The 13,996-nt window shown below is 46.2% G+C and carries 12 protein-coding genes; 10 read left to right on the top strand and 2 right to left on the bottom strand.

The features are described from left to right. Positions 1-107 precede the first annotated feature (107 nt). The 10 genes from ACEW8F_RS04075 to ACEW8F_RS04030 all read left to right on the top strand — a co-directional run bounded on the left by ACEW8F_RS04075 (position 108) and on the right by ACEW8F_RS04030 (position 11,115). A complete protein-coding gene (locus ACEW8F_RS04075; protein WP_373482191.1) occupies positions 108-830 on the top strand; it encodes a response regulator transcription factor in 723 nt (240 codons plus the stop codon). Positions 831-880: 50 nt separating this feature from the next. Continuing rightward, positions 881-2,191: an ATP-binding protein gene (locus ACEW8F_RS04070; RefSeq protein WP_373482190.1), complete on the top strand. Its 1,311-nt coding sequence runs from the start codon at positions 881-883 to the stop codon at positions 2,189-2,191. 156 nt (positions 2,192-2,347) lie between these two features. Beyond that, positions 2,348-3,106 carry an ABC transporter ATP-binding protein gene (locus ACEW8F_RS04065; RefSeq protein WP_373482189.1) on the top strand — a complete coding sequence of 253 codons (759 nt, stop codon included), beginning with the start codon at positions 2,348-2,350 and terminating at the stop codon, positions 3,104-3,106. 1 nt (position 3,107) lies between these two features. Continuing rightward, positions 3,108-5,477 carry an ABC transporter permease gene (locus ACEW8F_RS04060; RefSeq protein WP_373482188.1) on the top strand — a complete coding sequence of 790 codons (2,370 nt, stop codon included), beginning with the start codon at positions 3,108-3,110 and terminating at the stop codon, positions 5,475-5,477. A 221-nt stretch (positions 5,478-5,698) separates the two neighbouring features. Then, entirely contained in the window at positions 5,699-6,331 is a 633-nt protein-coding gene (locus tag ACEW8F_RS04055) for a TetR/AcrR family transcriptional regulator (protein ID WP_373482187.1), read from the top strand. A 3-nt stretch (positions 6,332-6,334) separates the two neighbouring features. Next, complete coding sequence (locus ACEW8F_RS04050) at positions 6,335-7,369, top strand: amidohydrolase family protein (RefSeq protein WP_373482186.1); 1,035 nt, start codon at positions 6,335-6,337, stop codon at positions 7,367-7,369. A gap of 140 nt (positions 7,370-7,509) precedes the next feature. After that, on the top strand, positions 7,510-8,544 hold the full coding sequence (locus ACEW8F_RS04045; protein WP_373482185.1) for a macro domain-containing protein: 1,035 nt from the start codon (positions 7,510-7,512) through the stop codon (positions 8,542-8,544). A 76-nt stretch (positions 8,545-8,620) separates the two neighbouring features. Next, positions 8,621-9,286, top strand: coding sequence for a hypothetical protein (locus ACEW8F_RS04040; protein WP_373482184.1), 666 nt, complete (start codon positions 8,621-8,623; stop codon positions 9,284-9,286). A 78-nt stretch (positions 9,287-9,364) separates the two neighbouring features. Continuing rightward, complete coding sequence (locus ACEW8F_RS04035; RefSeq protein WP_373482214.1) at positions 9,365-10,177, top strand: AraC family transcriptional regulator; 813 nt, start codon at positions 9,365-9,367, stop codon at positions 10,175-10,177. 80 nt (positions 10,178-10,257) lie between these two features. After that, positions 10,258-11,115, top strand: a complete 858-nt coding sequence (locus ACEW8F_RS04030) for an SDR family NAD(P)-dependent oxidoreductase (RefSeq protein WP_373482183.1) — start codon at positions 10,258-10,260, stop codon at positions 11,113-11,115. Between the two features lie 154 nt (positions 11,116-11,269). Here the strand turns inward: ACEW8F_RS04030 and lpdA are convergent, their stop codons facing one another. Together lpdA and ACEW8F_RS04020 are read right to left on the bottom strand one after the other, a co-directional pair. Further along, the gene (lpdA, locus tag ACEW8F_RS04025; RefSeq protein WP_373482182.1) at positions 11,270-12,655 is read right to left on the bottom strand and encodes a dihydrolipoyl dehydrogenase; all 1,386 of its coding nucleotides are present in this window, start codon (positions 12,653-12,655) and stop codon (positions 11,270-11,272) included. 21 nt (positions 12,656-12,676) lie between these two features. Continuing rightward, a complete protein-coding gene (locus ACEW8F_RS04020) occupies positions 12,677-13,990 on the bottom strand; it encodes a dihydrolipoamide acetyltransferase family protein (RefSeq protein WP_373482181.1) in 1,314 nt (437 codons plus the stop codon). Between the last annotated feature and the right edge of the window lie 6 nt (positions 13,991-13,996).

Below are 13,996 nucleotides of genomic sequence, written 5' to 3'. Positions count from 1 at the left end.
TCAAACCAGATGCAATTTTGGCGGAATAATGGTATGATTTAATTAAGGATTATCAGAATAATCAAAAGTGATGACTTTCCCGACCAGGTCGGGGGATGGGAGTATGTGTGAACTGGGATTGTTTAATTGTTGATGATGAAGTAGAACTGGCGAAAGCGACCTGCGAATATTTTGAAATGTTTGGCGTGACCTGCGCCGTTGTGACCAATTTTGATGATTGTGTCGTGTTCATGGAAAACAATCAGGTTAAACTGATTTTGCTGGATATCAATCTGGGAAATGACAGTGGCTTTGAATTATGTAAAGCACTCCGGAAAAATACCGATGTACCGATTCTTTTTATCAGCGCCCGGCAGAGTGATGACGATGTCCTGATTGCCCTGAATATCGGTGGCGATGATTATATTAAAAAACCCTATTCCCTCGGTGTCTTGCTGGCCAAGGTGAAGGTTATCATCAAACGCTATGATGGGATGGCGCTAAAAGCCGGGAGCAGTGATGCGGTCAGCGCTCAATTAAAAGCGCAGGACCGTTGCGGCTATCTGAGAATTGATAAGGATGCCATGAAGGTCTATCGCAATGACAAAGATGTCGGTTTCAAAACCAAGGAATTTAAGCTGTTTTTATACCTTTATGAAAATAAAAACCGGGTGATTGCTAAAGACGAGTTATTTGCCAGGATCTGGGGCGATGCTTTTTTCAGTGACGGCACCCTGAATGTCCATATCCGGAAAATCCGCGAGAAAATCGAAGAAAATCCCAACCAGCCAAGGCTGATTAAAACCATCTGGGGCACCGGATATATGTTTGAGAGCCAGGAAAACGAATAGCCCCGGCGATGTTCGGGCGGATATAATTAACCGTTTAGGTGAGGAAACGCATGAAAATAAGAAATATGGTGATCCTGTTTACCGTGATCATGATGGCTGGCTACCTGGCCGCAATCACCACGATCAATGCCAGCCAGATCAATCGGGTCGATGTCACAGAGATTAACCGGGTTGTTAAAACCATTGAAAAAGATTGGCGCGACGGCGCTACAATAAAATCGGATGCGGTCGGGGGGATGTCCTACCAAATCGCCCTGGTTACCGATGAAAACTATCAGGCCCTCTTGTTTGACGGGATCAGGAATCGTCAGACCATCATGGATTTGAGCGGATCTGCAGCTGATGGCCAGGAAGAACTGCTGGGGAAGATCATCTTTCTAACCGACGGCAGAGAAGAAGCGACCATGAAAAGAAATCTGACCAGCATGATTACCCTTACCTTTGGGATGGTCATGATCATGGTTTATCTGCTTTTGGGGCTGGTGAGCACGTCGATTCTCAGACCTTTTGAGGTGCTGAAAGAGTTTGCCCGAAAAATAGCTGATGGTGATCTGGAGTTCCGCCTGCCGATGGATCGGGGCAATTACTTTGGCGCTTTCACTGAAAGTTTTGATCTGATGCGGGAAGAGCTGAGAAAGGCCCGGCAGGGTGAATATCAGGCCAATATCAGCAAGAAAGAACTGGTGGCGGAACTGTCCCATGACATTAAAACCCCGGTGGCCACCATTAAAGCCATCTGTGAGTTACTTGAGATCAAGCTGGCAACTGTGAAAAGCGAGGATTTGCCGGGGTCAACCGCAGCAACAACGATCACCGAAAGTATCGCAAAAATAGCGGTGATCGATGCCAAAGCGGACATCATTGACGCGCTGATCAGCAATCTGTTCCACGCCACCCTGGAAGAACTGGAAATGCTGAAGGTCAATATCAGCGAGCAACCCAGTACTGTGATCATCCAAATGTTCAAAGAAATGGATAATTTTGGGAAAATCCGCTTTAAAAATGACCTGGCGGAGTGTCTGGTTTTTTGTGATCCCTTGCGGCTGGGTCAGGTGATTGACAATATCATCAGCAATTCTTATAAATATGCCGATACCGATATCGACATCTGGTTTAATCTGGATAAAACAGCCAAAATGTTAACCATAAAAATCAAGGATTATGGGGCGGGGGTGGATCCCGATGAATGTCCGCTGGTATGTGAAAAGTTTTTTCGCGGTTCAGTTGAATCGGTGCAAAATACCCCCGGTTCCGGGCTGGGCCTCTATCTGGCCAGGCAGTTTATGACTGCCATGGGCGGCAGCATCTGCTGTTATAATGAGGATGGGTTCACGGTGGAACTGGGCATCAAAGTGGTGTAATGGTTTCTCTATTTAAGAAACAGATAAGAATTTAATAAGAGTTGGCAAAAGACCGGTTAAGAACATATCAAATATAATTAGGCCATGGAAAGCAGAAGCCGACCATGGTCTTTTATCATCGGGATAAAGATCGATTTAATTAATCGGGAGGAACGTATGTCAAACACGATTCTAAAGGCAGAAATGCTCAGTAAAACTTATTCAAATGGTAGCATCATGCAGCACGTTTTAAAAAATCTCAACATCGAAATCAAAGCCGGTGACTTCACCGTTATCATGGGGAGTTCGGGTTCGGGTAAGTCGACCTTGCTTTATGCCCTGTCGGGGATGGACAAGCCGACCCTGGGAACCATCGATTTTAAAGGCGAAGCGATTTCCAATTATTCAAATGATCAGCTGGCGGTGTTTCGGAGAAAGCATTGTGGCTTTGTGTTTCAGCAGATCTATCTCAATGATACGATGACGGTACTCGATAATATTATGATCTCGGGGCTGCTGGTCAGCCGCGACAAAAAGGCCATTGCTGCTCGGGCAAAGGAACTGCTCCAGCTGGTGGGGTTAAGTGATGCTTGCTATCATAAATATCCCTCCCAGCTCTCCGGCGGCGAAGCCCAGCGGGTGGCGATTGTCCGGGCGCTGATCAATGCACCGGAAATCGTCTTTGCGGATGAACCCACCGGGGCTCTCAATTCGACCAATGCCATCAATGTGCTGGATGTGATGACCGAGGTGAACGCCTCGGGCCAGAGTATTATCATGGTGACCCATGATATCAAAACCGCCCGCCGGGCTAACCGCATCCTTTATCTGAAAGATGGGGTCATTATTGATGAGCTGAGTCTGGGCGCCTATGTCAAGGACGATCCGGATCGCCATAAAATCCTGCGGGAATTTCTGGAAAGCATGGGCTGGTAGCATGAACATTCTGATGATTGCGACCAACAATATCAAGAAGGCCAAGGTGGCCACGGCCACCCTGATCATCCTGATTGCGATTGCCACTATTTTTCTCTATGTGGGAATCAGCGTGCTGTCAAATATGGACACCTTTATCGATGAAAAAAATTCCGAATCCAATGGCGCGCACCTGATCTCAATTACCGATGGCACCTACGATCAGGAGATTAGGAAAATTTATCAATCCATCCCGTCCTATTCCTACAGTGAACAGGAAGAGGGAATGATGTCGATGTCGTCCTCATTTCAGAATATAAATACTGGGGAAGAGGCCAACAGTATTCCGGCGGTTTTTCTAAATCTGGATACTGCCCGGAAAATTTCCCAGGTGAATATTATTGATCAGGCCGAAAATATGCCGAAAAATGGCGTCATTGTCCCCTATGTTTTGAAAGTAGCCAACGGCTATCAAACCGGTGATACCCTAAAACTGACCGTGGATGATGCCAGTACCGAGTTTGAGATCGCCGGTTTCTATGAAGATTTGATGTTTGCCAGTCCTTCCAATGTCAGCATGTATAAATTATATCTGGGCGATCAGCAGTTCCAGGAATTCCTGGAACTGCCGGAGTATGGCTCAAAATGCAGCTACATTGCGGTGATCACTGATGATATTAATGGGTCTGAAGCATTTGAATCCCAATATATTAAAGAAATAAAAACGATTATGCCGGAAGGCACGGGCAGTTATGCCTCCCTGAGTTATGGAACAATGAAAACGGGAGTGGCCATCTTTATCAATATCATTATGGCGGTGCTGCTGTCCTTCTCGATTATCATTATGGCGATTGCCGCCATTGTCATCAAGTTTTCCACCACCACCCACATTGAAAACAATATTAAAAATATCGGTACCCTCGAAGCCATGGGCTATACAACCCGGCAGGTCCTTGGTTCGATTCTGGTCGAATATCTACTGATGACCGCCGTCGGATTTATGGTGGGGCTGGCCGCCGCATTGCTGATTTCACCGGTGATTACCAATGTGGTGTCGTCGTCAATCGGGCTGCGTTGGGCCACCGGACTTTATCCCCAGGCAGTGCTGGCAAGTCTGGGCGTGATTACAATCGCAGTATTGGGAATTTCCTATTTCAGTGCCGCTAAAATCAAAAAAATCACCCCCTTAACAGCCCTGCGCAGTGGCATCGAAACCCATCATTTTGGGAAAAACCGCATCCCGCTGGATCAGACCAGGTTGCGCCTTAATATGGCGATGGGTTTTAAGTCGCTGATTTTCAATAAACGGCAGAATCTCATTGCCGGGTTGATCATCATGCTGCTGAGTCTGGTAACCGTATTTGCTTTGGCGTCCTACTATAATTTCTCAGTTGATAAAACCGCCATGATCAAATTAATTGGACTGGAAACCGCTGAGGTTCAAGTGATGGCAGTGGCGGATGAAGCGAAGATATTCGAAGAAATTGCTGCGATGCCGGGGGTTGAAGATACCATCAGGCTCAATTCTTTTGATGGCATGATTAAATTTAAAGACAAGGAAAGCAGTGCCAATACCCGGATAACTGGGGATTACAGCCGCTTGAAAGTTAACACCTGTGTGAAGGGCCGGATGCCGGTGCATGATAATGAGATTGCCATCACCAGCATTGTGCTTGATAATCTGGGCGCCCAAATGGGGGATACGGTGGCGATCGACTATAACGGCACCACCCGGGAATTTCTGGTGGTGGGAATCACCCAGCAATTTAATATGCTGGGCCGAGGTGCCGCCATTACCACTGCCGGGATGAAAAAACTGGTGCCGACTTATCAGGAACAAAATCTGATGGTTTATCTGGCCGAGGGTCAGGATACCGAAAAGTTTGTCACCAGAATAAACAATCAATATGGCGATGAGAACCTTCAATGCACCAGCTATTTTGCATCCATCGAAATGATGCTGGATTCCTTTGAAGCGTCAATAAAAACTGTCGTGACCGGCTGCCTGGGAATTATTGCGGTGATTATTGTGTTCGTTCTATTTCTGGTGATCCGGGTGCGGATCTTGCGTGAGCGAACCCGACTGGGGGTTTCCAAGGCCCTTGGTTTTACCGCCAATCAGCTGATCGGGCAGATCTTAATCAGCGAGATGCCGGTTATTATCGGGGCTGCGGTAGTCGGGGCTATCGTTGGCTATTTTGCCACCAATCCAATGCTGGCGCTGATGCTGGCGGCCAATGGGATCCTGAACTGCGATTTTTATGTCGAGCCCAGCCTGGTCATACTCACCGCCATCGGAATCAGTCTGCTGGGACTGGCAACAGTGCTGATTGTTGCCGGCAAGATCAGGAAAATCAGCCCCTGCAAGATGTTTGAAGAAGGGGTGGACTAAAAGCTAACAATAAAAACTAATAAACAAACTAATGATAAAAAAGATTAACAAAAAGTGTAAGTATCGGCGTTCCTAAATCTGAATAAGAGTTCGTGGCAGCAAGCAGGGTTACGATATCGCAAGGCTGCTAGTGAAAAATGTATTTACAAAGAAAGACCAATATGTTATTATGACCACAAGTCACATGACTTGTGGTCATAATTATTTGGAGGGATAAATAAATGCCAAAGCGTACATTTTTTAACTTACCAGAGGAAAAGAAAGACAAGATTATCGCCGTCGCGATTGATGAATTTGCACAAAATCATTATGAAAAGGTAACAATTAATAAGATCGTCGAACGAGCAGAGATTCCGAAGGGCAGCTTTTACCAGTATTTTGAGAATAAAGATGACTTGTACATTTTTTTGTTTGGTCAAATTGGAAATTCAAAAAAAAATAACCTTGAGGAATCAAAAGAGAAAATTAACCAATTGGATTTTAAATCCTACCTTGTTTTATTACTTGAAGCAGGAAGTCGGTTTGAAACAAAGGATCTTAAAATTTCAGAACTCAAGAATCGCTTTATTAATGAATGCCCGCAAGAAATCAGAAAGAAAATACTGAGCAATGAATTTCCTAAAAGTTATGGATTGCTTGCGGACGTGATCCGGTTGTATATAAAAAAAGGGGAGTTGCGAGAAAACCTCGATGTCGAAATGGCGGCTTACATCATTACCCAAGGGGTGGCAAATATTGAGTTTTATCAAAATGATGAGGGCTCAAATATTAAAGACTTAGGCGCGCGGCTATTGACCATTGTCATTGAAGGGATCCAGTCCGATTCAAGTGGAGAAAATAGGAAGGGAGCATAGGCCATGTTAACCAGGCAGGATTTAGTACAAGATGAAAAATATCTGAAATTAAATGAGGCCGGTGAGTTTGTTATTGATACGGATGAGGACCTGGAAATCATCGATTTTCATACGCACATGTGCAATGTCCTGCCGATTAGGCATATCGATCCAAATTCAAAAGGAAATAAACTCACATTTCCGACGCTTCCGCCAATTGAAAAGATTGACTTTTCAGTGCCTTACTGGACAAAAGAAGAACTGAATATTAACCAAAAAGGCATGATGCCGGTGTTTCGCTATGCGCAAAATGCCTATGCGGTGCTGCAGGATATGCGCAAAGGCGGGACTTACGACAATTGTTTTAAGTCTCAAGCGGATAATAGGATCGGCATCAATGTCGTGCTGCCATTGAGTACAAAAAAATGCGACTGCTCACCAGAGGCGCTAAGAATTGCCGCTGATCATCCGAGCCGCTTTATGGCATTTTGTTCGGTTCATCCCGATGATCCCGAGATGAAGGAAAAAATTGCAAAATACAAATCCCTTGGCGCAAAAGGTTTTAAACTCAAAATATCGGACATTGAACTGAAAAATGATTTTGTTTCGCTAATGACGCTGTTTAGAACCTGTCATGAAGCAGAATTGCCGGTTATCTTGCATACCGGGTCAATTCCTGTGGATCAGGAAAGGACATCGAAACTGCTATGGAAGTTTTTAAGATCAACTCGGGTCGAATTATTTGGCCAGCTGCTTAAGGAAATGCCAAAAGATTTTGTCTTCATCTTCGGTCATAGTGGTGTCTCAGAATATCAGCTGGTCGCCGAATATCTGAAAAAATTTCCGGCAACTTATGCAGAATTGTCAAGTCAATCCCAGCATAGCATCAGATATTTAATCGATACGGTCGGTTATGAAAGATTGCTATTTGGCTCGGATTGGCCTGCCTTGCCCCAGGCAATCACCCTTTCGCGCGTATTAATGGCAACGGTAGAAAATAAAGACGCAAGAGATCATATACTAAGCAAAAATGCTAAAAGACTACTAAATCAAGCATAAGATAATTATTCAAAGCCATGATACCATCTGCGGCATCATGGCTTTTTTTGCAAAAAGGGATTAATTTTATCGAGCACTCTGATATAATAAAAAAATGATTGAACTTATAATTGAACTAATGAAGGGATGGTGCTTGAGAGATGCCATTTGAAATCATCCGAAACGATATTACTAAAATGACGGTGGACATTATTGTCAATGCCGCTAATACCGGGCTGAAAATGGGGGGCGGGGTCTGCGGTGCGATCTTTGCCGCCGCCGGGGCGGACAAGCTCCAGGCTGAGTGTGACCAGATTGGTGGCTGCGCAGTGGGTGAGGCGGTGATCACCGACGGTTACCAGTTGCCGGCGAAGAGCATCATCCACACCGTTGGGCCGGTCTGGCAGGGCGGTGGTGCCAACGAGGCCAGGATGCTACACCGGGCCTATACCAGTTCCCTGAAGCTGGCCCTGAAACAGGATTGTAAAACGATTGCCTTTCCGCTGATTTCATCGGGCATCTATGGCTATCCCAAGGATCAGGCCTTAAAGATTGCAGTGGCAGCGATTTCGGAATTTTTACTGGAACATGAGATGCTGGTTTATCTGGTTGTTTTTGATAAAAAGGCCTTTGCCTTCAGCGAAAAACTGTTTGCAGATATCAATAAATATATCGATGACCACTATGTGGATGAACATCCGGTTTATGAACGAAATATTGAATTTGAACCGGATCTGCCCAAGTATAATCGGGTTCGGATGACCGCTCCGCAAGAAAAGCTAGCCGAAAGCCAGCCCTTTATGCCGGCCCCGGCGGGATCAATCAAAAGAAGTCTGGAAGATGTGCTGGGGCAATTGGATGATTCGTTTTCAGAAATGCTGCTGCGGCTCATTGATCAAAAGGGTATGACCGATGTAGAAACCTATAAAAAAGCCAATATTGACCGGAAATTGTTTTCCAAGATCCGCAGCAAAAAAGAGTATAATCCCAGCAAGGCCACGGCGATTGCCTTTGCCATTGCCCTGGAGCTGAACCTCGACGAAACCCATGATCTGCTGGGGCGGGCCGGCTATGCTCTGTCCCGCAGCAACGAGTTTGATTTGATTATTGAGTATTTTATCAATGGGGAAAATTATAACATCTATGAAATCAACGAAGCCTTGTTTGCCTTTGACCAGGCTCTGTTGGGCGCATAATTGTCGTTTTGAAAGCGACCAACGGCGAAGCTAATCCTGTTATCCTTTAGTTATCAAAGAAACGGAGGATAATACGATGAACACAAACGAAAACAAAACAATTAAAACGGAACTGGTCTTTATTCTGGATAAAAGCGGCTCGATGTCAGGTCTGGAAAGCGATACCATCGGTGGTTACAACGCCATGCTTAAAAAACAGCAACAAGCTTCCGGAGCAGCCCGGGTTACAACCGTGCTTTTTGATGATGGTTATGAGGTGCTTCATGACCGGATTGATATTCAGGGCGTTGCCCCGATTACCGAAAACGAATATTATGTCGGAGGCTGCACGGCCCTGCTGGATGCAATCGGAAAAACGATCCACAAGATTGCCAATGCCCAGCGTCATACCCAGCCGGAACATCGCTCCGATCAGGTAATTTTTGTGATCACCACCGATGGCCTGGAAAACGCCAGCCAGGAATACTCCTATGAAAAGATCAAGAAGCTGATTGAACTGGAGAAAACCCAGTACCAGTGGGAATTCATTTTCCTGGGGGCCAATATTGATGCCATTGAAACTGCCGCCCGGTTTGGGATCAGTGCTGATCGGGCCGCCAATTACCATGCTGACGGGGCCGGAACTCGACTGAACTACAAGGTGGTTAGCGATGTGGTCTGTGAAATGCGGGCCTGTAATCCGATTCCTGCCAATTGGAAGGCTGAAATTGATGAGGATTTTGAACGGCGGGGAAAAAAATAGAAGCGGGAGATATTAAGAAGCAAATATGAACAGGTATGTCAGTCTTATCAATGAAACCGTTGAATATATTGAAAAAACATCACCCGAGCCCTTACACTGGAAGAACTGGCGGAACATTTCTATGTCTCGGCCTTTCACTTCAATCGGATATTTAAGACTGTGGTTGGGATCAGTTTGAAGCAATACATACTGGGACGTAAGCTGACCCAGTCATTGGAGCGGCTGGATCATAGGGATGCAGCCGTGATCGATGTCGCCTATGACTTTGGCTTTGAATACCCGGAGGTATATAGTCGGGCTTTTAAAAAGCAGTTTGGGATTTCGCCTTCTGTTTATAAAAAAGAAAAAAGCGCCGGCGCCCGGGTGGAAAAAGTCGCTGTTGTGGAACGGGATATTATTAATTACAAAGGGACGCTAGTGCTAAAAGAAAGTTTTAGTTATCTCCAAGCCATACCGTTACAGGGGCGAAGTATTGAAGTCAACCGCAAGGATGGAAGCTTTGCGGTTGATCTCAATCGCTTTGGTAGTCAATTTCTGACCGAAACCGGCCAATATGAAGGGCTTGATCACAATTGTTTTTTCACGATTGTCAATTGTCATGGTAGCGAGGATGAGGGCTATACCGTATTTTATGGAAAACAGACCGGAAGTGATAATTATGATCATCGCTTGACAGCGAGGATCATTCCTGAGGGCTGGTATATGAGCTTTACGTATCGTGGCGATATGTTTAATATTGGTGAAACCTTTGAAGAAGATCTGTACCGGCTGATTATGATCAAAGAAATTGAAATTAAACCCATTGGTATCGGCATGATTAACATCTACCGGGCTGATTATTTTCAGACCAATGCTGTTGAAATCCTCATTCCAGTTAAGAAACGGCCTTAAACAGCAAGAAATATCATGAAGAATGATCCTCAAAGGTTTAGGATGGTATCAACCAACTAAATGATGAAAAGGAGTGTAGCATGATGTTTGATTTAAGCGGAAAAATTGCCGTTGTTACCGGAGCCAGCAGAGGTGTGGGGCGAGGTGTCGCCCTTGGACTGGGTGAAGCAGGAGCCACCGTTTATGTGACCGGACAGGAAAAACGGGAATATCCCTTACCGGAATTTTTAAATCAGTCGACCCTGGTGGACACAGCAGCGGCCATCAATCAACTGGGGGGAGAGGGCATTGTTCACTATTGTGATCATCGCGATGACGAAGCGGTGAAGACCCTCTTTGAACGTATCACAATGGAACAGGGCCGCCTGGATATTCTGGTAAATAATGCCTGGGGCGGAGGAATGCATGCCATGAGTGATTACTTTTTCAACACTCCGTTTTGGGAACAGCCGGTTGCATTATGGGATGATCATTACCAGGTGGGCGTGCGTTCAAATTATGTAGCCGGCAAATATGCAGCAGCACAGATGGTAAAGCAGAAAAGTGGGTTGATCGTGAATATATCCTTTTATGGCGGCCAGCGGTATTTCAATAATATTGCCTATGGCGTCTGCAAAGCCACTGTCGACAGGATGTCAGAAGATATGGCCCATGAACTGAAACCCTATGGCGTGACGGTTATCTCTCTTTATCCCGGTAATGTGAGCACCGAAGGGATGGTTGAACTGGCCAAATATAATGAAGCAGTTGAGCTATCGAAAATGGAAAGTCCCCAATTTGTCGGGCGCTGTATTGCGGCCCTTGCGCAGGACGAACAAAAGCTTTGTGAGACTGGAAAAATCCTGATTACGGCAGAATTAGCCAATCAATATAATTTGACTGATGTGAACGGCTGTCATCCAGAATCCTTGAGAAACTTGTTATGGGAGGTCGGTTAAAATATTGCTGGAAAATAATGAGGTCCGGGGATTGATGTTTTTTCAACTCCCGGATCTCTTATTATGAACATTGAATTTGAGATTTTTAGTTTTGTGGTTTTTCAAGTGTTTTGTAAAAACTAGTGGGTTCAGAAAGACTTGGATTCAATTGATATTATTTCCAGTGAATCGCCCGGTTTTCCGTCGCCAGGGCAGCCTCTTTAATCGCTTCGCCGACGGTGGGATGGGCATGAATGGTGGAAATGATTTCTTCCACCGTTGATTCCAGCCGCAGCGCCAGCGCCCCTTCGACAATCAGGTCGGTGGCTCTTGGCCCCAAAATATGAACGCCAACCACCTCTTTATATTTTTTATGGGTGATAATTTTAACCATTCCTTCAGTCGATCCCATAATCAGTGACTTGCCATTGGCTGCCAGGGGGAATCGGCCGATGGAATAGTCTTTTTCCCGACCCCGGATATCTTCTTGAGTCAGGCCCACACTGGCAAACTCGGGATTGGTATAGACACAGGATGGGTTGGTTTTTTCGTCATAGCTGGTCTCATGGCCCATGGCGTTTTCGGCGGCCACTTCCCCCTGCTGAGAGGCAACATGAGCCAACATGGTTTTTCCCAGACAATCGCCGATGGCGTAAATGTTTGGGATGTTGGTCTGCATTTTCGGGTTCACAATGATGCCTTTTTTATCTGTTTTGATGGTCGTGTTATCCAGTTTCAACGTGGATAGTTCGGCTTTTCGGCCAATGGCCACCAATACCTTTTCACCAGTGATGGCACTATCTTTGCCGTCTTTTTTAATGTTAACGGTGGTCTGACGGTCATTGCCGTTAATGGATAATACCTGGGCGCCGGTTAAAATCTCGATCCCATCACGCACCAGTTTTTTCCTTAGCATTTCCCCCAGTTCGCTGTCCATCAGAGGCAGAATCCCCGGCTGCATTTCGACAATTGTTACCTTAGCACCAAACTGATTGTAAACCGACGCCATTTCCACACCAATGACGCCGCCGCCGATAATCACCAGGCTTTCCGGAACCTGATCCAGTGATAGCGCGCCAGTAGAATCGATACAGTTGGGATGTTCAATACCGGGAATCGGCGGAAGGGCTGGGATGGAACCGCTGGCAATAATAATCTTATCTGGTTGCAATTCGTCAGATTTTCCAGAGGTTTCCCTAATTAATAGGGTTGTATCGTTTAAAAACTGAGCTGTGCCAGTGATGATCTTAACCCCATTGGCTTTAAGCAGGCCCTTGACGCCGCCCGACAACTTGGTGCTGATCTGTTCCTTATGTTTTTGAATCTTTGTCCAGTCAAAACCAACCTCAGGGATCAGCAATCCGATCCTTTCAGAATTTTTCGCTTCGGTCAGCACCTCGGCAGAATGAAGCAGGGCCTTGGTGGGGATACACCCCACATTTAGGCAGGTTCCTCCCAGTTTTTCTTTTTCAATCAGGGTAACCTGAGCGCCTAATTGAGCGGCGCGGATGGCCGCCACATAACCCCCGGGACCACCGCCGATGATAGCGATATGTGTCATATTTTTACCTTCTTTCAAGCGTTAAACCAGCAGTAACGAGGGATTTTCAAGATATTCCCCAATCCGCTGTAAGAACTGAGCGGCCAGAACCCCGTCAATGATGCGATGGTCGGCGGTGAGGCTCAGATTCATCATCGGTCGGATGATGATTTGACCATCAACGACCACGGGTGTGTCGATCATGGCATCGATCCCTAAAATCGCCAGCTCCGGCTGATTGATAATCGGCGAAAAGGCGGTGATCCCATAAGCCCCCAGGTTAGTTAGGGTAAATGTTCCACCAACCAGGTCATCCATGTTGGTAGTACCGGATTTGGCTTCGGCAATCAGTTTTTCGGTCTCCGCAGCAATTTGAGAGAGGGATTTGGTATCGCAATTTTTCACATTGGGAACCAGCAGTCCGGAATCCAGGCCGATGGCCAGACCGATATGGGCATGGGGATGAAGGGTCAGGGTATCATCAACCAGGCTACCATTAATATGCGGATACTCTAGCAAGGCCTGGGCGCAGACCTTCATGATAATATGATTAAAGGTCAGCTTGAGCCCCCGTTTATCAAATTCCGGTTTTAAGCGGGAGCGGAATGCTTTGAGGGCAGTGGTGTCAACCGGCCGGGTATAAGTGACCCGGGGCGAGATACTCCAGCTTTCGCTCATCCGTTTGGCAATGGTTTTACGCATCCCCTTCAGCCGGATGGTTTCCGGAAGTTTTTCGACCGATACCTGATCGGCTACCAGGGCGGCCACGTCTTTTTTCATAATCCGACCATCGCCAGCCACGGTGCTAAGATCAAGCCCGGCGTCGGCGGCCATTTTTTGAGCAACCGGTGAAACAGTGATTTTTTTACCGACATCTCCAGCTGGTGTATAGTTATTAACGTCATCCACGGTAATACTGCCCTTATTGCCGGTACCAGTGATTAAACAAAGATCGATACCTTTTTCTTTAGCCAGTTTTTTTGCCATTGGAGAAGCATTAATCCGGCCGCCAGCAGGTTTTTCAGGGGTTTCCGAAATAACAGAAACTTCGATAGGGGGGGCTGTTTCATCCACGCTGGGAGCAGTACCGCCGGATAATAAAGCCGAAATATCCTCATTGGCCGCACCGATGATTGCGATTGGTTCCAGGCAGGTAACGGTCGCGCCATCGCCTTCGATGATTTTTAGCAGTACCCCGGCTTTGGGGGATTCAAATTCATTGGTCAGTTTATCAGTTTCGATTTCGCATAGAATATCGCCCTCAGCGATGGAGTCGCCGACGGCTACATTCCAGCTGGCAATGGTGCCTTCTGTCATTGTCAGCCCAAACTTGGGCATGACGATTAATTGTGCCATAATAAC

Source organism: Acetobacterium sp., from assembly GCF_041752335.1.
GTDB lineage: Bacteria > Bacillota > Clostridia > Eubacteriales > Eubacteriaceae > Acetobacterium.
Note: the sequence above shows the minus strand (reverse complement) of the source record. Positions and strands in the feature narration are given on the sequence as shown.

Bases quoted from the DNA above. Each gene is read 5' to 3' on its own strand.
- ACEW8F_RS04055 (WP_373482187.1), top strand. From the start codon at position 5,699: ATGCCAAAGCGTACATTTTTTAACTTACCAGAGGAAAAGAAAGACAAG.
- ACEW8F_RS04070 (WP_373482190.1), top strand. From the start codon at position 881: ATGAAAATAAGAAATATGGTGATCCTGTTTACCGTGATCATGATGGCT.
- ACEW8F_RS04030 (WP_373482183.1), top strand. From the start codon at position 10,258: ATGATGTTTGATTTAAGCGGAAAAATTGCCGTTGTTACCGGAGCCAGC.
- lpdA (WP_373482182.1), bottom strand. From the start codon at position 12,655: ATGACACATATCGCTATCATCGGCGGTGGTCCCGGGGGTTATGTGGCG.
- ACEW8F_RS04040 (WP_373482184.1), top strand. From the start codon at position 8,621: ATGAACACAAACGAAAACAAAACAATTAAAACGGAACTGGTCTTTATT.
- ACEW8F_RS04065 (WP_373482189.1), top strand. From the start codon at position 2,348: ATGTCAAACACGATTCTAAAGGCAGAAATGCTCAGTAAAACTTATTCA.
- ACEW8F_RS04045 (WP_373482185.1), top strand. From the start codon at position 7,510: ATGCCATTTGAAATCATCCGAAACGATATTACTAAAATGACGGTGGAC.
- ACEW8F_RS04020 (WP_373482181.1), bottom strand. From the start codon at position 13,990: ATGGCACAATTAATCGTCATGCCCAAGTTTGGGCTGACAATGACAGAA.
- ACEW8F_RS04060 (WP_373482188.1), top strand. From the start codon at position 3,108: ATGAACATTCTGATGATTGCGACCAACAATATCAAGAAGGCCAAGGTG.
- ACEW8F_RS04050 (WP_373482186.1), top strand. From the start codon at position 6,335: ATGTTAACCAGGCAGGATTTAGTACAAGATGAAAAATATCTGAAATTA.